This window comes from Pseudomonas peli (genome assembly GCF_050563605.1).
In the GTDB taxonomy this organism is placed as follows: Bacteria; Pseudomonadota; Gammaproteobacteria; order Pseudomonadales; family Pseudomonadaceae; genus Aquipseudomonas; species Aquipseudomonas peli_A.
This window is the reverse complement of the sequence record NZ_JBNXUH010000006.1, coordinates 43,332-67,081: the sequence shown is the minus strand read 5'-3', so window position 1 is coordinate 67,081 and position 23,750 is coordinate 43,332. Positions and strand designations below refer to the sequence as shown.

At 60.1% G+C, this 23,750-nt stretch carries 23 protein-coding genes; 19 read left to right on the top strand and 4 right to left on the bottom strand.

What is annotated here, in order from left to right; all coding sequences use genetic code 11:
- The first annotated feature begins 57 nt into the window (after positions 1–57).
- The 7 genes from ACQ4LH_RS08850 (at position 58) to ispD (ending at position 7,524) form a co-directional block, all read left to right on the top strand.
- Positions 58–1,008, top strand: coding sequence for an acetyl-CoA carboxylase carboxyltransferase subunit alpha (locus tag ACQ4LH_RS08850; protein ID WP_282875328.1), 951 nt, complete (start codon positions 58–60; stop codon positions 1,006–1,008).
- Between the two features lie 60 nt (positions 1,009–1,068).
- On the top strand, positions 1,069–2,385 hold the full coding sequence (tilS, locus tag ACQ4LH_RS08845; protein ID WP_430696836.1) for a tRNA lysidine(34) synthetase TilS: 1,317 nt from the start codon (positions 1,069–1,071) through the stop codon (positions 2,383–2,385).
- Between the two features lie 168 nt (positions 2,386–2,553).
- Positions 2,554–4,185, top strand: a complete 1,632-nt coding sequence (locus tag ACQ4LH_RS08840; RefSeq protein ID WP_430696834.1) for a CTP synthase — start codon at positions 2,554–2,556, stop codon at positions 4,183–4,185.
- Between the two features lie 4 nt (positions 4,186–4,189).
- Complete coding sequence (kdsA, locus tag ACQ4LH_RS08835; protein ID WP_430696833.1) at positions 4,190–5,035, top strand: 3-deoxy-8-phosphooctulonate synthase; 846 nt, start codon at positions 4,190–4,192, stop codon at positions 5,033–5,035.
- 145 nt (positions 5,036–5,180) lie between these two features.
- Positions 5,181–6,470 carry a phosphopyruvate hydratase gene (gene eno / locus ACQ4LH_RS08830; protein ID WP_430696832.1) on the top strand — a complete coding sequence of 430 codons (1,290 nt, stop codon included), beginning with the start codon at positions 5,181–5,183 and terminating at the stop codon, positions 6,468–6,470.
- Positions 6,471–6,535: 65 nt separating this feature from the next.
- The gene (ftsB, locus tag ACQ4LH_RS08825) at positions 6,536–6,817 is read left to right on the top strand and encodes a cell division protein FtsB (protein ID WP_430696831.1); all 282 of its coding nucleotides are present in this window, start codon (positions 6,536–6,538) and stop codon (positions 6,815–6,817) included.
- On the top strand, positions 6,814–7,524 hold the full coding sequence (ispD, locus tag ACQ4LH_RS08820; protein WP_430696830.1) for a 2-C-methyl-D-erythritol 4-phosphate cytidylyltransferase: 711 nt from the start codon (positions 6,814–6,816) through the stop codon (positions 7,522–7,524). Before ftsB ends, ispD begins: the two co-directional genes overlap by 4 nt.
- Here ispD and ACQ4LH_RS08815 read toward each other — a convergent pair.
- Positions 7,521–8,408 carry a LysR family transcriptional regulator gene (locus ACQ4LH_RS08815; protein WP_430696828.1) on the bottom strand — a complete coding sequence of 296 codons (888 nt, stop codon included), beginning with the start codon at positions 8,406–8,408 and terminating at the stop codon, positions 7,521–7,523. The two genes, ispD and ACQ4LH_RS08815, sit on opposite strands and share 4 nt — an antisense overlap.
- Positions 8,409–8,533: 125 nt before the next feature.
- Here ACQ4LH_RS08815 and ACQ4LH_RS08810 point away from each other — a divergent pair, with 125 nt between their 5' ends.
- From ACQ4LH_RS08810 to rpoS, 9 genes are all read left to right on the top strand, one after another.
- Entirely contained in the window at positions 8,534–9,646 is a 1,113-nt protein-coding gene (locus tag ACQ4LH_RS08810) for an S-(hydroxymethyl)glutathione dehydrogenase/class III alcohol dehydrogenase (protein WP_430696827.1), read from the top strand.
- Positions 9,647–9,686: 40 nt separating this feature from the next.
- Positions 9,687–10,532 carry an S-formylglutathione hydrolase gene (gene fghA / locus ACQ4LH_RS08805; protein WP_430696826.1) on the top strand — a complete coding sequence of 282 codons (846 nt, stop codon included), beginning with the start codon at positions 9,687–9,689 and terminating at the stop codon, positions 10,530–10,532.
- Between the two features lie 100 nt (positions 10,533–10,632).
- Positions 10,633–11,106: a 2-C-methyl-D-erythritol 2,4-cyclodiphosphate synthase gene (ispF, locus tag ACQ4LH_RS08800; protein WP_430696825.1), complete on the top strand. Its 474-nt coding sequence runs from the start codon at positions 10,633–10,635 to the stop codon at positions 11,104–11,106.
- Positions 11,103–12,161, top strand: a complete 1,059-nt coding sequence (gene truD, locus ACQ4LH_RS08795) for a tRNA pseudouridine(13) synthase TruD (protein ID WP_430696824.1) — start codon at positions 11,103–11,105, stop codon at positions 12,159–12,161. Before ispF ends, truD begins: the two co-directional genes overlap by 4 nt.
- The gene (gene surE / locus ACQ4LH_RS08790; RefSeq protein ID WP_430696823.1) at positions 12,149–12,898 is read left to right on the top strand and encodes a 5'/3'-nucleotidase SurE; all 750 of its coding nucleotides are present in this window, start codon (positions 12,149–12,151) and stop codon (positions 12,896–12,898) included. The genes truD and surE overlap by 13 nt, the downstream gene beginning before the upstream one ends.
- Positions 12,899–12,939: 41 nt before the next feature.
- Positions 12,940–13,575 (top strand): protein-L-isoaspartate(D-aspartate) O-methyltransferase, encoded by a 636-nt coding sequence (locus ACQ4LH_RS08785; RefSeq protein WP_275961604.1) that lies wholly within the window; start codon positions 12,940–12,942, stop codon positions 13,573–13,575.
- Positions 13,576–13,598: 23 nt separating this feature from the next.
- A complete protein-coding gene (locus tag ACQ4LH_RS08780; RefSeq protein WP_430696822.1) occupies positions 13,599–14,537 on the top strand; it encodes a DUF368 domain-containing protein in 939 nt (312 codons plus the stop codon).
- A 50-nt stretch (positions 14,538–14,587) separates the two neighbouring features.
- A complete protein-coding gene (locus ACQ4LH_RS08775; RefSeq protein ID WP_430696821.1) occupies positions 14,588–15,448 on the top strand; it encodes a peptidoglycan DD-metalloendopeptidase family protein in 861 nt (286 codons plus the stop codon).
- Between the two features lie 105 nt (positions 15,449–15,553).
- Complete coding sequence (gene rpoS / locus ACQ4LH_RS08770; RefSeq protein ID WP_090248349.1) at positions 15,554–16,564, top strand: RNA polymerase sigma factor RpoS; 1,011 nt, start codon at positions 15,554–15,556, stop codon at positions 16,562–16,564.
- A gap of 566 nt (positions 16,565–17,130) precedes the next feature.
- Here rpoS and fdxA read toward each other — a convergent pair.
- Both fdxA and mutS read right to left on the bottom strand, forming a co-directional pair.
- Entirely contained in the window at positions 17,131–17,454 is a 324-nt protein-coding gene (gene fdxA, locus ACQ4LH_RS08765) for a ferredoxin FdxA (protein WP_090248347.1), read from the bottom strand.
- A 138-nt stretch (positions 17,455–17,592) separates the two neighbouring features.
- Positions 17,593–20,166 carry a DNA mismatch repair protein MutS gene (gene mutS / locus ACQ4LH_RS08760; RefSeq protein WP_430696820.1) on the bottom strand — a complete coding sequence of 858 codons (2,574 nt, stop codon included), beginning with the start codon at positions 20,164–20,166 and terminating at the stop codon, positions 17,593–17,595.
- 78 nt (positions 20,167–20,244) lie between these two features.
- Between mutS and ACQ4LH_RS08755 the strand changes: the two genes are divergently transcribed.
- From ACQ4LH_RS08755 to recX, 3 genes are all read left to right on the top strand, one after another.
- Positions 20,245–20,757 (top strand): CinA family protein, encoded by a 513-nt coding sequence (locus ACQ4LH_RS08755; protein WP_430696819.1) that lies wholly within the window; start codon positions 20,245–20,247, stop codon positions 20,755–20,757.
- Positions 20,758–20,847: 90 nt separating this feature from the next.
- Entirely contained in the window at positions 20,848–21,891 is a 1,044-nt protein-coding gene (gene recA, locus ACQ4LH_RS08750; RefSeq protein ID WP_090248343.1) for a recombinase RecA, read from the top strand.
- Positions 21,892–21,902: 11 nt separating this feature from the next.
- Entirely contained in the window at positions 21,903–22,367 is a 465-nt protein-coding gene (gene recX, locus ACQ4LH_RS08745; RefSeq protein WP_430696818.1) for a recombination regulator RecX, read from the top strand.
- A 198-nt stretch (positions 22,368–22,565) separates the two neighbouring features.
- Here recX and ACQ4LH_RS08740 read toward each other — a convergent pair whose 3' ends face one another.
- Complete coding sequence (locus ACQ4LH_RS08740) at positions 22,566–23,645, bottom strand: LOG family protein (protein WP_430696817.1); 1,080 nt, start codon at positions 23,643–23,645, stop codon at positions 22,566–22,568.
- Positions 23,646–23,750 lie beyond the last annotated feature (105 nt).

Here is a 23,750-nt window from a genome sequence, read left to right as displayed (position 1 = left end):
GGCGCGATAACGGATACAGCTCCCGGCCACTTGGCCGTCGACGCAAGACGGATGACTATGAACCCGAATTTTCTCGATTTCGAACAGCCGATCGCCGACCTGCAAGCCAAGATCGAAGAGCTTCGCCTGGTCGGTAACGACAACTCGTTAAACATAAACGATGAAATCGCCCGCCTGCAGGACAAGAGCAGCTCGCTGACCGAAACTATTTTCGGCAACCTGAGCAGCTGGCAAATCGCCCAGCTGGCGCGCCACCCACGCCGTCCTTACACCCTGGATTACCTGCAGCACATCTTTACCGAGTTCGATGAGCTGCATGGCGACCGTCACTTCTCCGACGACGCGGCCCTGGTGGGCGGCGTTGCGCGTCTGGACGGTGAGCCGGTGATGGTTATCGGTCACCAGAAAGGCCGTGAGATTCGCGAGAAGGTGCGCCGCAACTTCGGCATGCCGCGTCCGGAGGGCTACCGCAAGGCGTGCCGCCTGATGGAAATGGCCGAACGCTTCAAGATGCCGATCCTGACTTTTATCGACACCCCGGGTGCCTACCCAGGTATCGACGCCGAAGAGCGTAACCAGAGCGAAGCCATCGCCTGGAACCTGCGTGTTATGGCACGCCTGAAAACCCCGATCATCGCCACCGTAATCGGTGAGGGTGGTTCCGGCGGTGCCCTGGCGATTGGCGTGTGCGATCAGCTGAACATGCTGCAGTACTCGACCTATTCGGTGATCTCGCCGGAAGGTTGCGCCTCGATTCTGTGGAAAACCGCGGAAAAGGCTCCGGATGCTGCCGAAGCGATGGGCATCACTGCCGAGCGCCTGAAAGGCCTGGGCATTGTTGATCAGGTGATCGGTGAGCCACTTGGCGGCGCACACAGCGACCCAGCTGCTGCCGCCGAATCGGTGCGTCAGGCTTTGCTGACGCAGCTGGCAATGCTCAAGACCTTCGATACCGACGCGCTGCTCAAGCGTCGTTATGAGCGTCTGATGAGCTACGGGATTGCCTGATTGCTTGGCAGTTGCGCATACAACGGGCCTTCGGGCCCGTTGTTGTTTTAATCTTGGCCGATGACTCCTGTGCATATTCGTCTGCGTGATGCCTTGCAGCCCTGGCGTAGTGCCTCGGGCTGGTGTGTTGCCTTGTCCGGCGGGCTGGATTCCACGGTGTTGCTGCACCTGTTGGCCAGCCTCGCGCAACGCGAGGCATTACCGCCTCTTTCCGCTATCCATATCCATCACGGCTTGCAGGCTGCGGCCGATGCTTGGCCGGCCCATTGCTGTGAGCTGTGCGCGGCTTTGTCCGTACCGTTACAGGTTGAATATGTTCAGGTCCTGCCTGGGGCGAGTCTGGAGCGTGCGGCGCGCGAGGCCCGTTACGCGGCTTTTGCTGCGCGTCTGGGCGGCGGTGAGGTACTGCTTACTGCCCAGCATCGTGATGATCAGGCTGAAACCCTGTTGTTTCGCCTGTTGCGAGGTGCCGGCGTGCAGGGTCTGTCGGCCATGCCGGTGAGTCGTGCGATGGGAGCAGGGCAGCTGGTTCGGCCGCTACTCAACTGCTCGCGCGATGAGCTGCTGGCTTATGCCCATGAGCACAAGCTGACCTGGGTCGACGATCCGTCAAATGCCGATGAGCGCTTCTCGCGCAATTACCTGCGCCGTCAGGTGATGCCTGCGCTGCTTGGTCGCTGGCCGCAGGCCTCAGCCAATATGGCCCGTAGCGCCGCGCACTTGAGTGAGGCTGCGCAGTTGCTCGATGAGTTGGCGCAGCAGGATATGGCTGCCGCTCAGGTGTCAGCCGAGTTTGCCTGGCTGCCGTTACCAAATCTGGCATTACCTGCGCTGCGCGATCTGAGTGAGCCTCGTCAGCGCAATGCACTGCGCTACTGGCTGCGCCCGCTGACGGCGATGCCGGATAGTGAGCATTGGGCTGGCTGGCAGGCGCTGTGCGATGCCGCGCCGGATGCCGCGCCAGTCTGGAAGCTGGCAGCGGGGGAGCTGCGCCGCAGTGATGAGCGGCTGTGGTGGTTGGCGGGTGATTGGCTGCGCTCTCCAGTACCGGTAAATGTGACGGTGCAAGGTAATCAGCAGGTGGCATTGCCCGCTAACGGCAGTGTGCGAATTGAAGGTCAGTTACCTGCGGGTAACTGGCAGTTGGGTTACCGCCAGGGCGGCGATCAGCTTCTTTTACCGGGGCGTGGGCATCGCGATCTTAAGCGCTTGTTTAATGAGCTGCGCGTACCGGCTTTTGTCCGTGATCGCCTGCCGTTGCTGCGTCTGGATAACCAGGTGGTGGCAATCGCCAACCTGCCAGGTATGCAGGGCGCCGCCGATGGCAGCTGGCAATTGCATTGGCAGCCACCGACGAATGATCAAGGTTTGAGCTGATAAGCCCTTTCCGGTAGACTACGCTCCCGTCTTACTACAGCTTTTGTTGACTCCCCTTGGGGATCGGCAGGGCTAGCTCATTGCAGTGCATCGCAGAGAGCCGCTTCGGTATTCCTTCGCTTTCCCCGGCGGCATTGACCGCTTAAACGCAGACTTCTAGGGTTTTTCATGACGCGCTACATATTCGTCACGGGTGGTGTTGTTTCTTCATTGGGGAAAGGCATCGCCTCGGCTTCATTGGCGGCTATCCTGGAGGCGCGGGGCCTGAAGGTCACCATGCTCAAGCTGGATCCCTATATCAACGTCGATCCGGGCACCATGAGCCCGTTCCAGCACGGTGAGGTGTTCGTCACCCACGACGGCGCTGAGACCGACCTTGACCTGGGCCACTATGAGCGGTTTATCCGCACCACCATGACCCAGAACAACAACTTCACCACTGGCCGCGTCTACGAAGACGTGCTGCGCCGCGAGCGCCGTGGTGATTACCTGGGCGCGACCATTCAGGTCATCCCGCACATCACCGACGAAATCAAACGCCGCATCATCAAGGGTGCTGGCGACGCTGACGTGGCCATGGTTGAAATCGGCGGCACGGTCGGCGACATCGAGTCGCAGCCGTTCCTTGAGGCGATTCGCCAGCTGCGTGTGGAAGTAGGTGCCAAGCGCGCCATGCTGATGCACCTGACTCTGGTGCCGTATATCGCCACCGCTGGCGAAACCAAGACCAAGCCGACTCAGCACTCGGTGAAAGAGCTGCGCTCCATCGGCCTGCAGCCAGACGTGCTGATCTGCCGTTCCGACCACCCGATCGATATTTCCTCGCGTCGTAAGATCGCGCTGTTCACCAACGTCGAAGAGCGTGCGGTGATTTCCCTGGAAGACGTCGACACCATCTACAAAATCCCAGGCGTGTTGCATGCCCAGGGCCTGGATGACTTCGTCGTCGAGCGTTTCGGCCTGGAATGCAACGGTGCCGACCTGTCCGAGTGGGACCGTGTCGTCGATGCCAAGCTAAATCCGGAGCACGAAGTCACCATCGCCATGGTCGGCAAGTACATGGAGCTGCTGGACGCCTACAAATCGCTGATCGAAGCGATGAGCCATGCCGGTATCCAGAACCGTACCAAGGTCAATCTGCGTTATATCGACTCCGAAGACATCGAGAACAAAGGCACCGCGCTGCTCGAGGGCGTTGATGCCATTCTGGTGCCGGGCGGCTTCGGTTTGCGCGGCGTGGAAGGCAAGATCAAGACCGTGCAGTACGCCCGTGAGAACAAAATTCCCTACCTGGGTATCTGCCTCGGCATGCAGGTGGCGGTTATCGAATTCGCCCGCAATGTGCTGGGCTGGAGCGATGCCAACTCCACCGAGTTCGACACCGCAAGCCAGCATCCAGTGGTCGGTCTGATCACCGAATGGCAGGACGCCACCGGCGTTACCGAGCAGCGTACCGACGCTTCTGATCTGGGCGGCACCATGCGTCTGGGGGCTCAGGACTGCCAGCTGCTGTCCGGCTCGCAAGTGCACGCTTGCTACGGCAAAGATGTAATCGTTGAGCGTCATCGTCACCGTTATGAAGTGAACAACAACCTGTTGCCGCAGCTGATCGAAGCCGGCCTCAAGGTCACCGGTCGCTCGGGCGACGGCGCGCTGGTTGAAGTGGTAGAAGCACCGGATCATCCATGGTTCGTCGCCTGCCAGTTCCACCCTGAGTTCACTTCGACTCCGCGCGATGGCCATCCGCTGTTCAGTGGTTTCGTGACTGCAGCGCTGACGCAGAAAGCTAAGAAGGCATAGGGATATGACGCAGAAAATCATCAAGGTTGGCAGCATTGAAATCGCCAACGACAAGCCTTTCGTGCTGTTCGGCGGGATCAACGTAATCGAGTCCCGCGATCTGGCCATGCGCGCCTGCGAAGAGTACGTACGGGTTACCGACAAGCTCGGCATCCCCTACGTGTTCAAGGCCAGCTTCGACAAGGCCAACCGCTCGTCCGTGACCTCATTCCGTGGCCCAGGCCTGGAAGAGGGCATGAAGGTCTTCGAGGAAATCAAAAAGACCTTCGGCGTGCCGGTGATCACCGACGTGCATGAGCCGCATCAGGCGCAGCCTGTGGCCGATGTCTGCGACATTATCCAGTTGCCTGCGTTTCTTTCGCGGCAGACCGATCTGGTAGTGGCCATGGCCAAGACCGGTGCGGTGATCAATATCAAGAAAGCCCAGTTCCTTGCGCCCCAGGAGATGAAACACATCCTGGCCAAGTGCGCAGAGGCGGGTAATGACCAGCTGATTCTCTGTGAGCGCGGTTCTAGCTTCGGCTATAACAACCTGGTAGTGGACATGCTCGGCTTCGGCATCATGAAGCAGATGAACTACCCGGTGTTCTTCGACGTGACCCACGCCCTGCAAATGCCGGGTGGCCGCGCCGATTCCGCTGGCGGTCGTCGTGCTCAGGTCACCGATCTGGCCAAGGCGGGCATGAGCCAGGGTCTGGCCGGTCTGTTCCTCGAAGCCCATCCGGACCCGGACAATGCCAAATGCGACGGCCCTTGCGCCCTGCGTCTGGACAAGCTGGAGCCGTTCCTCACCCAGCTCAAGCAGCTGGATGATTTGATCAAGAGTTTTGCGCCGATTGAGACTGCCTGAAACGGCAAATCTCCGGTAAAGTGCCATTTGTATACAATATGACTGATTAGTCAGTACATATTTCGCGCTGAACTAACCAGCCGCGCGCAATGAGTGTGCAACTTGGTACTACCCTTTTCGTCAATTTTTTGGAGTGCTACACGCAATGGCAAAGATCGTCGACATCAAAGGCCGTGAGGTTCTCGATTCCCGTGGTAACCCAACTGTGGAAGCCGATGTAATTCTCGACGGCGGCATCATGGGCAGCGCCTGCGCGCCGTCCGGTGCCTCCACCGGTTCGCGTGAAGCGCTGGAATTGCGTGATGGCGACAAGAGCCGTTACTTGGGCAAGGGCGTGCTGAAAGCCGTTGCCAACATCAATGGCCCGATCCGCGACCTGCTGCTGGGCAAAGATGCCACTGACCAGAAAGCCCTCGACCTGGCGATGATCGCCCTCGACGGTACCGAGAACAAAGCCACCCTGGGCGCCAACGCCATCCTCGCTGTGTCCCTGGCCGCTGCCAAGGCTGCCGCTCAGGCTAAGGGCGTGCCGTTGTACGCGCACATCGCCGATCTGAATGGCACTCCAGGCGTTTACTCCATGCCGGTGCCAATGATGAACATCATCAACGGCGGCGAGCATGCCGATAACAACGTTGATATCCAGGAGTTCATGGTTCAGCCGGTAGGCGCGAAAACCTTCGCCGACGCGCTGCGCATGGGCACCGAGATTTTCCACCACCTCAAAGCCGTGCTGAAGGCCCGTGGCCTGAGCACTTCCGTCGGTGATGAAGGCGGTTTCGCGCCGAACCTGGCTTCCAACGAAGACGCTCTGGCTGCTATCGCCGAAGCCGTAGCCAATGCCGGCTACACCCTGGGCGACGACGTCACCCTGGCGCTGGACTGCGCTTCCAGCGAGTTCTTCAAGGACGGCAAGTACGACCTGGCTGGCGAAGGCAAGGTGTTTGACGCCGCTGGTTTCGCCGATTACCTGGCTGGTCTGTCCGAGCGTTACCCGATCATCTCCATCGAAGACGGTATGGACGAGTCCGACTGGGCTGGCTGGAAAGTCCTCACCGACAAGATCGGCGAGAAAGTGCAGCTGGTTGGCGACGATCTGTTTGTGACCAACACCAAGATACTCAAGCGCGGCATCGACGAGTCGATCGGTAACTCGATCCTGATCAAGTTCAACCAGATCGGCACCCTGACCGAGACTCTGGAAGCCATCCAGATGGCCAAGGCCGCTGGTTACACTGCCGTGATCTCGCACCGCTCGGGTGAAACCGAAGACAGCACCATCGCCGATCTGGCTGTGGGTACTGCTGCTGGCCAGATTAAGACCGGCTCGCTGTGCCGCTCGGACCGCGTGTCCAAGTATAACCAATTGCTGCGTATCGAAGAGCAGCTGGCGGGTAAAGCACCATACAAAGGCCGCGCCGAGTTCCGTGGTTGAGCTCAGGCATGGTAAAAGAGGGGCGGCGCGAGTCGCCCCTTTTTCATCCGGAATCTTTTGCCGTTATGCGTAGTCGTTCTTACTGGGTGTTTATCGTGCTGATTGCCTTGCTGGCAGGCTTGCAATATCGCCTGTGGGTCGGCGATGGCAGCTTGGCGCAGGTGGCCCAGTTGCAGCAGCAGATCGCCGATCAGCAGGGCGAAAACCAGCAGCTGCAAGAGCGCAACCGGATTCTCGAGGCGGAAGTGCTGGAGCTGAAAAGCGGTATGGAAACCGTCGAAGAGCGTGCGCGGCACGAGCTGGGCATGCTTAAAGAGGGCGAAACCCTCTATCAGTTGGCTGAATGAATACCTCTGATTTACCTCCTTTCTGGGCGTTGATCCCCGCTGCTGGCATTGGCAGCCGGATGCGCGCCGACCGGCCCAAGCAGTACCTGCAGCTGGCCGGCAAAAGCATTATCGAACACACCCTGGCGTGCTTTCTCGATCATCCGCAGTTGCGCGCGGTAGTGGTTAGCCTGGCGGTAGACGATCCTTACTGGCCGGCCCTGAGCTGTGCCAGTGATTCGCGTATCCAGCGCGCCGATGGCGGTGCCGAGCGTGCCGATTCGGTACTCAGCGGTCTTCTGCGCCTCAGCGAACTGGGTGCTCAGGAGCAGGATTGGGTGTTGGTGCATGACGCCGCGCGGCCCAATCTGGCGCGCAGCGATCTGGACCTGTTGCTCAGTGAGCTTGCTGATGACCCTGTCGGTGGCCTGCTCGCCGTGCCGGCCCGCGACACCCTCAAGCGCGCAGGCGCCGACGGCCGGGTGCAGTCAACCATAGATCGCTCGATCATCTGGCAAGCCTTTACTCCGCAAATGTTCCGTTTGGGTGAGTTGCAGCACGCGCTGGCCGACGCGCTGATTGCCGGTCAGGCGATTACCGACGAAGCTTCGGCCATCGAATGGGCCGGGCAAGCGCCGCGTCTGATCGAAGGGCGCTCGGACAACCTCAAGGTCACCCGTCCTGAAGATTTGCGTAGTTTGGCCAGCCTTTGGCACCTGAAAAACTAGCGATACTCGCTGCGCTGCGCCAACCCCTGTTTAAGAAACTCCACTAGCTGCCGCACCTTGGGTGACAGATGCCGCTGCTGTGGATACAACGCCCACACGGCGGTATCCGGCGGTTGTTGGTTGTCCAACAGTGACACCAGCGCGCCGCTGCGCAGATGCTCCAGCACGTAGTAATCCGGTAGCTGACATAGGCCAAGTCCGCGCAGTGCCGCTTCCAGCACCGCCTGGCCACTGTTGCAGCGCCAGTTGCCCTGTACCCGCAGGCTGGAATCGCGGCCGTTGGCCTGGAAACTCCAGAGATCCGAACTGCCGATTAGACAATTGTGCCGCGCCAGTTCCGACAATGAGTGCGGCCTGCCGTAACGCTGCAGATACTTGGGGGCGGCGCACAGGTACATCTGCCGCGGAGCCAGGCGTGTGGCCACTAAGCGGGAGTCCTGTAGGCGGCCCAGGCGGATGGCCAGGTCGAGGCCGTCGTGCAGCAGGTCGAGGGTGCGGTTGCTTAGCTCTATATCCACCCGCAATTGCGAATGCTGCAGCATAAAGTCGGTCACCAGCGGCACGATAAAGCGCTCGCCGTAGGCCACCGCGCAGGTCATACGCAGCAGGCCTTTGGGTTCGCTGCCTAGATCGCCGACTGCGCGCAGGGCTTCTTCGCGGGCATCCTGCAGGCGCTGGCAATGCTGTAAGAACGTCTGCCCGGCCTCGGTGAGTGCCACGCGGCGGGTGCTGCGGTAGAACAGGCGGGTTTGTAGGCGCTCTTCCAGGCGGGCGATCTGCCGGCTGACCTGGGATGACGACAGGCTCAGGCGTTCGGCGGCGGCGGTGAACTGGCCGCATTCGGCAACGGCGACAAATTCATCGAGGCCTTCCCAGCGATTCATGGCGGATGTCCTTGGTATGAATTGATTATCCCTATATAGCAAGAATGTTTTGTTTTTTTGCGGATTATCTATCTGTATCACTGATCTACACTCTGCGCCACCGTTGAATCCGCTGGAGAGCGATCATGATCAAGTCCCGTGCTGCCGTAGCCTTTGCCCCCAATCAGCCGCTGCAAATCGTCGAAGTCGACGTGGCGCCGCCTAAGGCCGGTGAAGTGCTGGTGCGTATTGTCGCCACCGGCGTGTGCCACACCGATGCCTACACCTTGTCCGGTGAGGATTCCGAAGGGGTGTTCCCGGCGATTCTCGGCCATGAAGGCGGCGGCATCGTTGAGGCCATCGGCGAGGGAGTGACCTCGGTGCAGGTCGGCGACCACGTGATTCCGCTGTACACCGCCGAATGCCGCGCCTGCAAATTCTGCAAATCCGGCAAAACCAACCTGTGCAGCTCGGTGCGCGCTACCCAGGGCAAGGGCCTGATGCCGGACGGCACCAGCCGCTTCAGCTATAACGGCGAGCCGATCTACCACTACATGGGTTGCTCGACTTTCTCCGAATACACCGTGTTGCCGGAAGTGTCCCTGGCGGTGATCCCCAAGGAGGCGCCGCTGGAGAAGGTTTGCCTGCTCGGCTGCGGCGTGACCACCGGCATCGGTGCTGTGCTCAACACCGCCAAGGTCGAAGAGGGCGCCACCGTGGCGATCTTCGGTCTCGGTGGTATCGGTCTCGCGGCAATCATCGGCGCGAAGATGGCCAAGGCCTCGCGCATCATCGCCATCGATATCAACCCGACCAAGTTCGACGTGGCCCGTGAGCTGGGCGCGACTGATTTCGTTAACCCGAAAGATTTCGCCAAGCCGATTCAGGAGGTCATCGTCGAGATGACCGACGGCGGCGTGGATTATTCCTTCGAGTGCGTGGGCAATGTGCAGCTAATGCGCGCGGCACTGGAGTGCGCACACAAAGGCTGGGGCGAGTCGGTGATTATCGGCGTGGCCGGTGCCGGTCAGGAAATCAGCACACGTCCGTTCCAGCTGGTGACCGGGCGCGTCTGGCGCGGTTCGGCGTTCGGTGGTGTTAAAGGCCGCACCGAGCTGCCGAGCTATGTGGAAAAGGCGCAGAAAGGCGAAATCCCGCTGGATACCTTTATCACCCACAACATGCCGCTGGAAGACATCAACAAGGCCTTCGACCTGATGCATGAAGGCAAGAGCATCCGCACCGTTATCCACTTCTGATCACGCTGGGCGACTGTAATGGCCGCCCACTGGAGGCCTCATGACCTTGGAAAATATTTCCTGCCAGAAGAGTGCCGGTGGCTGGCACAAGCGTTACCGCCACCGGTCGGCGGTGCTGGGCTGCGACATGGTGTTTGCCGTGTATCTGCCGCCGCAGGCCGAGCAGGGCGGCAAGCTGCCTGTGCTGTATTGGCTGAGCGGCCTGACCTGCACCGATGAGAACTTTATGCAGAAGGCCGGCGCGCACAAGTTGGCGGCCGAGCTGGGGATGATCATCGTTGCGCCGGATACCAGCCCGCGCGGCGCCGATGTGCCGGATGATCCGGATAAGGCTTGGGATTTCGGCCTGGGCGCGGGCTTCTACCTGAACGCCACCCAGGAACCCTGGGCGCGGCATTACCGCATGTACGACTATGTGGTGCAGGAGCTACCGGCGCTGATCGAGGCGAACTTCCCTGTATCCGACAAGCGCGGCATCAGCGGCCACTCCATGGGCGGGCATGGCGCGTTGGTCTGTGCGCTGCGTAATCCGGGACGCTATCAGTCGCTGTCGGCCTTTGCGCCGATCAGCAACCCGAGCAACTGTCCCTGGGGTGAGAAGGCGTTCTCGCGCTATCTCGGCGATGAACGTTCGCGCTGGCGCGAATGGGATGCCTGCGCCTTGCTCAGCGATGCCACGGAAAAGCTGCCGATTCTGGTGGATCAGGGCGATCGTGATGATTTCCTGGAAAACCAGCTTAAGCCCGATGCCCTCAAGGCCGCGGCGCAGGCCGCAGGGCATCCGCTGACCCTGCGTCTGCAGCCGGGCTACGACCACAGCTACTACTTTATCGCCAGCTTTATCGATGACCACCTGCGTCATCACGCCAAGGCGCTGCTGAGCTGAACCGGCGCTGGCGGACGACGTTCGGTTCGCCAGCTAGCCGGCTCCTATAGGCAGCTTTCAGTTAGAATCACGCCCTGACTTTTTCAGGGCGTTGTTTCTTATGCGTATTGGCCACGGCTACGATGTGCACCGCTTTACCGAGGGCTCCTTTATTACCCTGGGCGGCGTGCAGATTTCCCATAAGTTCGGCCTGCTGGCCCATTCCGATGGCGACGTGCTGCTGCATGCCTTGAGCGATGCCTTGCTCGGCGCGGCCGCGCTGGGCGATATCGGCAAACACTTCCCCGATACCGATCCGATCTTCAAAGGCGCCGACAGCCGCGTGTTGCTGCGCCACGTCCTCGGCCTTATTCACGGCAAAGGCTGGCAGGTCGGCAATGTCGACGCCACCATCGTCGCTCAGGCGCCAAAGATGGCGCCGCATATCGAGACCATGCGTGCGCGGATTGCCGAAGACCTGCAGGTGAGCCTGGATCAGGTCAACGTCAAGGCCACCACCACCGAGAAACTCGGCTTTACCGGTCGTGAAGAAGGCATCGCCGTGCATGCCGTCGCACTGTTGGTCGCCCGATGAACGAACTCGAATTGCTGGGCCCGCGCGCCTATGGCGAACCCTGCGGTACGGCGGTGCTCAAGGCCGTGGCGGAAGATTTTCAGGTCGATGAAGTGCTGGATATTCCCCTGGCCGGCGAGGGCGAGCACCTCTGGCTGTGGGTGGAAAAGCGCGAGCTGAACACCGAGGAGGCGGCCAAGCGCATCGCCCGTGCCGCCGGCGTGCCAATACGGTTGATCAGCTATGCCGGCCTCAAGGATCGTCAGGCCCTGACCCGTCAGTGGTTCAGCCTGCATCTGCCGGGCAAAGTCGATCCCGATTTGAGCGCAGCCGAAGATGCCAGCCTGAGCATCCTCAAGCGGGTGCGGCATAGCCGCAAACTGCAGCGCGGCGCCCATGCGGCCAACGGCTTTACCCTGCGCCTGACTCAGTTGGTCGCGGATCGCGCGACGCTGGATCAACGCCTGACGCAAATCGCCGCTCAGGGCATCCCCAACTATTACGGCTTGCAGCGCTTCGGCCATGAGGGCGGCAATGTCGCCCATGCCCGGCATTTTGCGGCGAACAAGAGCCTGCCGGAGAAGCGCAATGTGCGCTCGCGTGTGCTCTCGGCGGCGCGCAGTTACCTGTTCAATCAGGTGCTGGCCGAGCGGGTAGCTGCCGGCACCTGGAATCAGGCGCTGCTCGGTGATCTTCTAGCCTTTACCGACAGCCGCAGCTTCTTCCCTGCTGGCGAGGCGGAGTGCATCGATCCGCGCTTGGCGATTCTCGATCTGCATCCGACGGGCCCGTTGTGGGGTGCAGGCGTCTCTAGCGCCGGCGGCGTGGCGCAGGCGCTGGAGCAGGATCTAGCCGCACGGGAAAGCGTCTTGGTCGACTGGTTGGCAGAAGCGGACATGACGCACGAACGGCGTATCCTGCGCCTCCCCATTGGCGGCCTGTCGTGGCATTATCCCGAGCCTGACATTCTGCAACTGGAATTCGTCCTGCCGGCTGGATGCTTCGCCACCGCCTTGGTGCGTGAGCTCGTCGATCTGTTGCCTGCAGGGCAGACGGACAACCCATGCGTATTCTGATTTCCAATGATGACGGCGTTGCTGCGCCAGGCCTTGCTGCGCTGCATGCGGCGCTGGCCGACTATGCCGAGTGCACGGTGATTGCCCCCGATCAGGACAAGAGCGGCGCGAGCAGCTCGCTGACTCTCGACCGCCCGCTGCACCCGACCACCTTGCCCAATGGCTATATCAGCCTCAATGGCACACCGACCGATTGCGTGCACTTGGGTCTCAATGGCCTGCTGCCGCACGTGGCGGACTTGGTGGTGTCGGGCATCAACCTGGGCGCTAATCTCGGCGATGACGTGCTGTATTCCGGCACCGTCGCAGCGGCCCTGGAAGGGCGCTTTCTGGCCCGTCCGGCGTTTGCCTTTTCTCTGCTTTCGCGCATGCCGGATAACCTGCCGACCGCAGCCTATTTCGCTCGCAAGCTGGTCGAGGCTCACGAGCAGCTCGACCTGCCGCCACGCACCGTACTCAACGTGAATATCCCCAATCTGCCGCTGGAGCATATCCGCGGCATTCAGCTCACTCGCCTGGGCCATCGCGCCCGCGCTGCGGCGCCGGTAAAGGTGGTCAACCCGCGTGGTAAAGAGGGTTACTGGATCTCGGTGGCCGGTGATGCGGAAGACGGCGGCCCGGGCACGGATTTCCATGCAGTGATGCAGGGTTATGTCTCGGTCACCCCGCTGCAGCTGGATCGCACCTTTATGGACGGTTTCAACAGCCTGCAACCCTGGCTGGAGGGTTTGCTGTGATCCGCCGTGAACAGGACGAATTGCACCACCGCGGTATAGGTATGACCTCGCAGCGTACCCGCGAGCGGCTGATTCAGCGTCTTTACGAGGAAGGCCTATCCAACGCCCATGTGCTGGAAGCCATCCGTCGCACGCCGCGTCATCTGTTTGTCGATGAGGCCCTGGCCCATCGCGCCTATGAAGACACGGCGCTGCCGATTGGCAACAACCAGACCATCTCGCAGCCCTATATGGTCGCGCGCATGAGCGAGCTGCTGCTGGCGGCAGGTCCGCTGGACAAGGTGCTGGAAATTGGCACCGGCTCGGGTTATCAGACTGCGATTCTGGCTCAGCTGGTGGAGCGGGTGTTTAGCGTCGAGCGGATCCAGAGCCTGCAGGAAAAAGCCAAGGAGCGTTTGACCCAGCTCAATCTGCGCAATGTGGTATTTCGCTGGGGTGACGGCTGGGAAGGCTGGAATGCTCTGGGCCCATACAACGGCATCATCGTTACCGCAGCAGCGGCCAACGTGCCGCAGGCGTTGCTCGATCAGCTGGCTCCGGGCGGGCGTCTGGTGATTCCGGTCGGGGCGGGTGATGTGCAGGAATTGCTGCTGATCGTCCGTGAAGAAGACGGCTTCTCCCGCCATGTGCTGGATGCGGTGCGCTTTGTGCCCTTGCTTAATGGGCCTCTGGCCTGACTCGATTGTTTACGGATGAACTCATGAAGAAGTATTTCCTGCTCTACGCCAAAGGCATTGCCATGGGCGCTGCCGACGTAGTGCCCGGCGTATCCGGCGGTACTGTGGCTTTTATTACCGGTATCTATGACGAGTTGCTGCGCTCGATTGCTAGCGTGCCGGTTGCGCTAGGCCTATTTCTGCGCGGGCGTATCGTCGAAGCCTGGAAGGCCGCCAATGCGACGTTTCTGCTGGTGCTGCTGCTGGGCATCATGACCAGCGTGCTGAGCCTTGCGCGGCTGATCACCTACCTGCTGGATGAGCAGCCGATCCCTGTCTGGTCGTTCTTCTTCGGTTTGATTCTGGTTTCCACGCACCTGGTGGTACGCGAAGTCCAGCGTTGGAACTGGACGCGGGTTGTCAGCCTGGTGCTGGGGGCGGCATTCGCCTACTGGATTACCGTGGCGTCGCCGCTGCAGTTGGGGCATGACCCGCTGAGTCTGTTCTTTGCCGGCGCTATTGCCATCTGCGCGATGATTCTGCCAGGGATTTCCGGCAGCTTTATTCTGGTGCTGCTGGGCCTGTACAGCTTTGTGCTGACGGCGGTGAAAGGCCTGGATATTGCTGTGCTGCTGATCTTTGCCAGCGGTTGTCTGGTGGGGATTGTCAGCTTTGCTGGGATTCTGCGTTGGCTGCTGGCGCGCTGGCGTGACCTGACGCTGGCGTTTCTCACGGGGCTGATGATCGGCTCGCTGAACAAGATCTGGCCCTGGAAGGAAACCTTGACCTGGCGTACCGATAGCCATGGTGAACAGGTGCCGTTGCTGCAAGCCAATCTCTGGCCTGCGCAGTTTGCCGAGATCAGCGGTCAGGATCCGCAGTTGCTCCTGGCGATTGCCCTGGCGATTGCCGGCATCCTCCTTGTGCTGGGCTTGGAGTGGCTGGCTGGGCGCAATCCGCAAAGCGCTGGTGATAACCCATAATTGCGGCACAATGCACGCCAGCAAGATGTAAGCAGTTTTACCCGAGGGAGATGCAGGTGAGTTTCACAGCCATTCAATTGCCGATTCGCGCCCGCAGTGTTCGTACCCTGTTGAGTGGCCTTGTCCTCGGTGCGCTGCTTAGCGCCTGTGCGAGTCCGCCACCGGGTGGCGTCAAGGTGGTTGACCGTGCCCATGGCGGCGCCAGCCAGACACCGCAGCGTCAGCCGGTCAGCAGTGGCCAGTATCAGGTGCAACGTGGCGATACGCTGTACTCGATTGCTTTCCGTTTCGGCTGGGATTGGAAGGCGCTGGCTGCACGCAATGGCATTGCGCCGCCTTACCTGATTCGGGTTGGCCAGATCATTCGCTTTGATGGGCAACCAGCCAGTCGTCCGCCTGTGGTGGCGACTGCGCCAGTCGTAGTCACGCCGTCCGGTCGGCCGAGTACACCCATTCAGACCAAACCCGTACAAACCCAGCCGCCAGCTCCGGTGAAAACCACCCCAAGCGTCACTGCATTACCGCCCACGCAGCGCTCTGCATCGGGCTGGCTGTGGCCTTCCAATGGGGCGGTTATCGGGCGTTTTTCCTCAAACGGCAGTTTGAATAAAGGCATTGATATCGCCGGAGAATTGGGCCAGCCTGTTTTAGCTGCGTCTGATGGTTCAGTGGTCTACGCCGGGAGTGGTTTACGGGGCTACGGCGAATTAGTGATCATCAAACATAGCGATACCTACGTAAGCGCCTACGGACATAACCGCAGGTTGTTGGTGCAGGAGGGGCAACAGGTCAAAGCCGGGCAAAAAATTGCCGAAATGGGTTCCACAGGAACCGACCGGGTGAAACTTCACTTTGAAGTACGCCGCCAAGGTAAACCTGTCGACCCGCTGCAATACCTGCCGCGACGTTGATCTTGCGCTAGCCTGTCTCCACCACGTGGGAGGGACAGGCTTTGGTGTAACCAGGGATTAGGTCGCACTAGGGCTTGCTGTCGAACTCAGCAAGGAATAACAAAAATGGCTCTCAATAAAAAAGAAGCGCCGGAGTTTGACGTCGATGATGAAGTGCTCCTGATGGAGCCTGCTATCGTCCTTGACGATGATTCAGACGAAGAAGCGCAACCGCCACTTTCCCGCAGCAAAGCAAAAGCTTCCACCGCTAGCAGCAAGCAGCATAAATACATCGATTACACCCGCGCGCTCGACGCCACCCAGCTGTATCTCAACGAAATCGGCTTTTCCCCTCTCCTGACACCTGAAGAAGAAGTGTTCTTTGCGCGCCTGGCGCAGAAGGGCGACCCTGCCGGCCGCAAGCGCATGATCGAAAGCAACCTGCGCCTGGTCGTGAAAATCGCTCGCCGTTACGTCAATCGGGGCTTGTCCCTGCTGGATCTGATTGAAGAGGGCAACCTCGGTCTGATCCGTGCGGTGGAGAAATTCGATCCCGAGCGTGGTTTCCGTTTCTCGACTTATGCCACCTGGTGGATCCGCCAGACCATCGAACGGGCGATCATGAATCAGACCCGTACCATTCGTTTACCTATTCATGTGGTCAAAGAGCTCAACGTCTACCTCCGTGCTGCTCGCGAATTGACCCAGAAGCTCGACCACGAGCCTTCGGCAGAAGAAATTGCCAACCTGCTGGAAAAACCGGTGGGTGAAGTTAAACGCATGCTCGGCCTGAATGAGCGTGTTTCCTCGGTGGACGTTTCACTTGGCCAGGATTCGGACAAAACCCTGCTCGATACCCTGACCGATGATCGTCCGACTGACCCCTGCGAGTTGCTGCAGGATGATGATCTGTCACAGAGCATCGATCAGTGGCTGTCTGAACTGACTGACAAGCAGCGTGAGGTGGTGATTCGCCGCTTCGGCTTGCGCGGCCATGAAAGCTGCACCTTGGAAGAAGTTGGCCAGGAAATCGGCCTGACCCGTGAGCGTGTTCGGCAGATTCAGGTCGAAGCACTCAAGCGTCTGCGGGAAATTTTGGAGAAGAACGGTCTGTCGAGCGACTCACTGTTCCAGTGAGCTTGATGCGTTAACACTCAACCCGGCCTTGGCCGGGTTTTTTGTGCCTGTGTTCCCTGGCCGCCACTCTCTAGTGAGTGTCATGGATGTCGCCAGAAGATATTCCTAGGGAGTTTTGTGAGTGCTTGTGTAAGCCATTGCTTACAGGGTGCGTAAGCCATTGGTGCGCAAGGCGGCCGGCGAAGTGCTCTGTGTTATTTTAAGCTATTGTTTTTAAACAATATTTAATTTTATTGGCGAAGGCTAAAGACCATTTGGATGGAGTTTTAAGCGCTTGTTAGGAAGGCGGAAATCGCTAGTATTACACCTGTGCTCAGGGACAAGCACAGGTTGTCAGGAAGACAATCAGGACATCGCAAGACGCGATTCATCAGGATGATGAGCTGGGAAATACAGGGACTAGGGACAAAAGAGTGGGCGGCGCGAGCCGCCCCTTTTTTTGTCCGCGTTTTGTGTGTCCATCGTTTGCAGATCACTTTCCGGCCTTGCTCCAGGCGATTCTGGGTCTGCAGAAAAGTAAAAACCCGCGCAAGGCGGGTTTTTTGTGTCGCCAGCGGAGCTAAGTACTAGCGCTCCAGATACTGCAGCTTGTCCTTCACGCCATCCCACTCTTCAGCGTCCGGCAGGGACTCTTTCTTCTCGGTGATATTTGGCCAGACTTCGGCCAGATCAGCGTTCAGTTCGATGTACTCCTGCTGATCTTCCGGCACCTCATCTTCGGAGAAGATGGCTTGTGCAGGGCACTCAGGCTCACAGAGTGCGCAGTCGATGCACTCGTCCGGGTGGATCACCAGGAAGTTCGGGCCTTCGTAGAAGCAGTCCACCGGACAGACTTCTACGCAGTCGGTGTATTTGCATTTGACGCAGTTGTCGGTAACGACGAAGGTCATTTCTGATTCTCTCCTCGGGCGCCAGCCTGCCCCGTTCTATGCGGGTTTCAGCAGGCTAGGGGTAATGGCCACGGCTCAGGCTTTAAGTCGGGCAGTCATAAAAATGCGCGCGATTCTAACAGTTCGCACGCAATAACGTTAGAAGCGTGTCTTCCATGTATATAACAGTTCCAGCGCTTTACGCGGAGTCAGATCATCCGGGTTGATCTTGCGTAATTCTTCCTGCAACGGATGCGGCAGGCTGGCGAACATATCGCTTTGCATCGGGGCAGCAGTCTGACCAGGCTGCGCCGGCGGCAGTTCGTGGGGCAGGCTGGTGGTCTCCAGGCGCGCCAGGTGCTCGCGGGCGCGCAGGATAACCTCATTAGGCACGCCCGCCAGTTGCGCTACAGCCAAGCCGTAGCTCTGACTGGCAGGGCCAGGCAGCACATGATGGAGGAACACGATGCGTTCATTGTGCTCCGTGGCATTCAAATGCACGTTGGCCACGATTGGTTGGCTTTCCGGCAGCACGGTCAGCTCGAAGTAATGCGTGGCGAACAGGGTGTAGGCGCGCAGCTTGGCCAGCTGTTCGGCAGCGGCCCAGGCTAGCGACAGACCGTCAAAGGTGCTGGTGCCGCGACCGACTTCATCCATCAGCACCAGGCTGCGCTCGGTGGCGTTGTGCAGGATGTTGGCGGTTTCGCTCATCTCAACCATAAAGGTCGAGCGGCCACCTGCCAGGTCGTCGCTTGAGCCTATGCGGGTAAAGATGCGGTCAACCAGTGACAGCTCACAGCTTTTCGCCGGTACGAAGCTACCGATATGCGCCAGCAGCACGATCAACGCGGTCTGGCGCATATAGGTGGATTTACCACCCATGTTCGGCCCGGTGATGATCAGCATGCGTGTGTCGTCGTCCAGGCTCAGGTCGTTGGCCACAAAGGGTGTGGTCAGTACTTGCTCGACCACCGGATGCCGGCCCTGATCGATGCGCATGCAGGGCTCATCGACAAAGCGCGGGCGATTGAGATCCAGGTTCAGTGCGCGCTCGGCCAGGTTGCTCAATACGTCCAGTTCGGCCAGGGCAGCAGCGCTGTCCTGCAGCGGGCCGAGATGGCCGATCAGGCGTTCGAGCAACTCGTCATAGAGCATTTTCTCGCGGGCCAGGGCGCGGCTCTTGGCTGACAGCGCCTTGTCCTCGAACTCCTTGAGCTCGGGGGTGATAAAGCGCTCTGCACCTTTCAGGGTCTGCCGGCGGATATAGTCGGCTGGTGCCGATTCGGCCTGCTTGCTCGGCAGCTCGATAAAGTAGCCGTGCACACGGTTGTAGCCGACCTTGAGGTTGGCCAGGCCGGTGCGGGCTTTCTCGCGGGTTTCCAGATCCATCAGGTACTGGCCGGCGTTCTCGCTGAGTGATTGCAGTTCATCCAGCTCGGCGTCGTAACCAGTTTTCAGCACGCCGCCGTCGCGAATTACCGCCGGTGGATTGTCATTGATGGCGCGGGCCAGCAGTTCGGCCAGTTCCGGGTAGGTGCTGACTACGCCTGTCAGCTCGGCGAGGTGCGGCGCTTCCAGATTGGTCATGGCCATCTGCAGTGTGGGCAGGGCGGCGAGGGCGTCGCGCAGGCGCGCCAGGTCACGCGGGCGCGCATTGCGCAGACCAATACGGGCGAGGATGCGTTCCAGATCGCCAATTTCCTTGAGCTGCGGCTGCAGGGTTTCGAAGCGGTAGCGCTCCAGCAGGCAGGCAATCGATTCCTGGCGCGCTTCCAGCACGGCGCGATCGCGCAGCGGGCGGTTTAGCCAGCGGCTGAGCAGGCGGCTGCCCATGGCGGTCTGGCAGCGGTCGACCACCGATTGCAGGGTGTTCTCGCGCCCGCCCGCCAGGTTGATGTCCAACTCCAGATTGCGGCGGCTGGCTCCGTCAAGAATCACCGTGTCGTCCAGACGCTCGTGGCGCAGGCTGCGCAGGTGCGGCAGGGCGGTGCGCTGGGTTTCCTTGGCGTAGGCCAGCAGGCAGCCGGCGGCGCCGATGGCCAGGGTCAGGCTCTCGCAGCCGAAGCCTTTCAGGTCCTGGGTAGCAAACTGTTGGCACAGACTCTTATGAGCTGTGTCGCGTTCGAAGTCCCACGGCGCGCGACGGCTTACACCACGGCGCTTTTCCGCCGGCAAGCCTTGCGGCCAATCATCGGGAATAAGCAGTTCAACCGGATTCAGGCGTTCTAGTTCGGCGAGCAGGTTTTCCCAGCCGTTGATCTCCAGCACGCTGAAGCGGCCGCTGGTGATATCCAGCACGGCCAGACCGAACAGGCGCTCATCACCGAGTACCGCTGCCAGCAGGTTATCGCGCCGTTCGTCTAGCAGTGCCTCGTCACTGACGGTGCCGGGGGTAATGATGCGCACTACCTGGCGTTCCACCGGACCTTTGCTGGTAGCCGGGTCGCCGATCTGCTCGCAGATCACCACCGACTCGCCAAGCTTGACCAGCTTGGCCAGGTAGCCCTCCAGCGAGTGATAGGGAATCCCGCACATGGGAATGGCCTGGCCGGCGGATTGGCCGCGCGCAGTCAGGGTGATATCCAGCAGCTTGGCGGCCTTTTTCGCGTCCTCGTAGAAGATCTCGTAGAAGTCGCCCATGCGGTAAAACATCAGCTGTTCCGGGTGCTGATTTTTCAGCTTCCAGTACTGCTGCATCATCGGCGTGTGAGAACTGAGGTCGCTTTGGCTCATCGTTTTAACTGTCCGGCTGAATCGCAAAAGCGCCTAGTGTACGGTATCGGCCTGGCTGGCTTTAACCCCGGAGTGCAGATGACTGCTAATGAATATGCCCTGACCCAACTGGCTGCCGAGCTGGGTGCACAGCTGATTGCTGTCAAGGCCCAGGTGTCGACCGCCGAATCCTGCACCGGTGGTGGTATTGCCGAGGTGATTACCCGGATTCCCGGTAGCTCGGCTTGGTTTGAAGCCGGTTATGTCACCTACTCCAACGCGCAGAAAACCAAGCAGCTGAGTGTGCCCGAGGCGCTGTTCGCTGCGGTTGGCGCCGTGAGTCAGGAAGTGGTCGAGGCCATGGTGAGGGGGGCGCAGGCTAATAGTGAAGCGCGCTTCGCGGTGGCGGTCAGCGGTGTGGCGGGGCCGGATGGTGGTTCGGCGGAGAAACCGGTGGGCACAGTCTGGCTGGCTTGGGGCGATGGTCCGCAGCTATTCAGTGTGCGCCGGCAGTTTGCCGGTGATCGCAGTGAAGTTCGCCGACAAACGGTTGAGGCCGCGCTGGCTGGGCTGTTGCGCCTACTTGCGCAAGAAAATCCAAACGCGGGGTAGGCGGGCGACTTGCCCTGTGGAATAATACTGTCTACTTATACAGTTGTTGGTGGCCGCTAGCTGGCCCTTCTTGATTACGTGAGGACTTAAATGGACGAGAATAAGAAGCGCGCCCTGGCGGCAGCCCTGGGCCAGATTGAAAAGCAATTCGGCAAAGGTGCAGTGATGCGCATGGGCGATCATGATCGTCAGGCGATTCCGGCCATCTCCACCGGCTCGCTGGGCCTGGACATCGCGCTGGGCATTGGCGGTCTGCCGAAAGGCCGAATCGTTGAAATCTACGGCCCTGAGTCTTCCGGTAAAACCACTCTGACCCTGTCGGTGATCGCTGAAGCACAGAAGCTCGGCGCCACCTGCGCCTTCGTCGATGCTGAGCATGCACTCGATCCTGAGTACGCTGGCAAGCTGGGCGTCAACGTTGACGACCTGCTGGTGTCGCAGCCGGATACCGGCGAGCAGGCCCTGGAAATCACCGACATGCTGGTGCGCTCCAACGCCATCGACGTGATCGTTATCGACTCCGTGGCGGCCCTGGTGCCGAAGGCGGAAATCGAAGGCGAAATGGGCGATATGCACGTAGGCCTGCAGGCCCGCCTGATGAGCCAGGCGCTGCGCAAGATCACCGGCAACATCAAGAACGCCAACTGCCTGGTGATCTTCATTAACCAGATCCGCATGAAGATCGGTGTGATGTTCGGCAGCCCAGAAACCACCACCGGTGGTAACGCCCTGAAGTTCTACGCTTCGGTTCGCCTGGACATCCGCCGTACTGGCGCGGTGAAAGAAGGCGACGAAGTGGTTGGTAGTGAAACCCGCGTCAAAGTGGTGAAGAACAAGGTCGCGCCGCCTTTCCGTCAGGCCGAGTTCCAGATTCTTTACGGCAAGGGCATCTACCGTAACGGCGAGATCATCGACCTCGGTGTGCAGCTCGGTCTGCTGGAAAAATCCGGCGCCTGGTACAGCTACCAGGGCAACAAGATCGGTCAGGGCAAGGCCAATTCGGCCAAGTATCTGGAAGACAACCCGGAAGTGGCACGCACCATCGAAGGGCTGATTCGCGAGAAACTGCTGGTGGTCAGCCCGACGGTCAAGGCCAACTCCACGGCTGATGACCTGGCTGACGCCGACGCCTGATTTACCTGCCTATGTCCATTGCTCTGGATAACCCCGTCGCAGTGCGGCGGGCGGCCATGGATCTGCTGGCGCGGCGCGAACATGGCCGAGTCGAGTTGACCCGCAAATTGCGCAGTCGTGGGGCGGCAGATGAGTTGATCGAAGCCGCTCTCGATCGCCTGGCAGAAGAAGGCTTGTTGTCTGAGGCGCGTTATCTGGAAGCCTTTGTCAGCTACCGAGCGCGTGCCGGCTATGGGCCGTTGCGTATTCGCGAAGAGCTGACCCAGCGCGGTCTGGCCCGCAGCGATGTCGAGCAGGCCTTGCGCGATAGTGGTATCGACTGGCGTGAACATCTGCAGGAAACCTGGCAACGCAAGTTTGCCGGTGAGCTGCCCCGTGATGCCCGCGAGCGTGCCCAGCAGGGGCGCTTTCTTAGCTATCGGGGTTATCCGCCTGAGCTGATCGGGCGATTGCTAAGCGGTGCGCTGGACGATTAAGCCGAAGCTGGCTGTTCGCCGACTAGTTTGTATCAACTCCCTCCGTTCCCCCGTTACCTACTCCCACAGGCCGATGATGCAGCAGTACCGGAAGCTAATGCTTTCCGTACTGAAATGCGTGTGGCTGATTTTTTCTTGTTAGCCAGCTGAGCCGCGATTACCGATAGCCCGAAAGCAGGCTATCGGCTGGGCGACAGGTCAGGCGCTTTCCGCCCATTTGTGCGTCTGATTGACCAGGTCCAGAAGTTCGCGCAAACGGCCGTGGTTGCGCCCGTTAAAGACAAAGGCCAGGCGCGTCATATGGCACAGCTCCGGTTCGTCCTGCTCGGAGTCACAGCGCGCTTGCTGCTGGAAGTCGCCGTGCATGCACAGGTCGCGGAACTCATCGTTGAGCTGCTGCATGGCCACTTCGCTCAACGCGTGGTTGAGGCGAATAACGTAGCGTTCCTTGATCCAGCGGCTGGAGTGATAGTTGCGGTAGAACTGGGCTATTTCCTCGGCTGCTTCTTCGGCGCTGTGCACCAGGCGCATCAGGCGCATATCGCTGGGCAGGATATAGCCGTTGTCCTGCAGTTGTTCCTGCAAAAACCTCAGGGCGCTGGCCCAGAAAGTACCGCCAGGCTGGTCGAGTAGCACCACCGGTACCAGTGGGCTTTTCCCGGTCTGGATCAGGGTCAGCACTTCCAGGGCTTCGTCCAGAGTGCCGAAACCACCGGGGCAGAGCACCAGACCGTCGGCTTCCTTGACGAAGAACAGTTTGCGTAGAAAGAAGAAGTGGAACGACAACAGGTTGTTGCTGCCTTGCACGGTGGCATTGGCACCTTGCTCGAAGGGCAGGGTGATATTGAACCCCAGGCTGTTTTCCAGGCCGGCACCTTCATGGGCTGCCGCCATGATGCCTCCGCCGGCGCCGGTAATAACCATCAGGTTGTGCTTGGCCAGGGTCGCGCCAAGGTCGCGGGCCAGGCTGTAAATCGGGTGGTTGGGCGGGGTGCGCGCTGAGCCGAACACGGTCACCTTGCGCCGCCGTTTGAATTGTTCCAACGCGCTGAAGGCATGCTCCATTTCGCGCAGGGTCTGCAGCATGATCTTGGCGTCCCAGCGGTTGCGGTCGGCCTGCGCCATGCGCACAACTGTGCCGAGCATGGCCTGGTAGAGCTTGGTGTTGGGGCTGTCGGGCGGTGTTGCGAGGATGCCCAGTTCTTCCACTCTGGTGGTCAGGTCGACGCCACTGGTCTGAAAATGCCGGGACAGAAAATCGTCCGATTCATAGGGCATACAACTTCTCCTTCTGGTTGCCGGCCGAGCAGCTTATTGCCGCGTAGGCCTTGTCCTGAGTATGGCTGTTGGCTGCCGGTTTGTGTGACGCATGCCCCTGCGTAA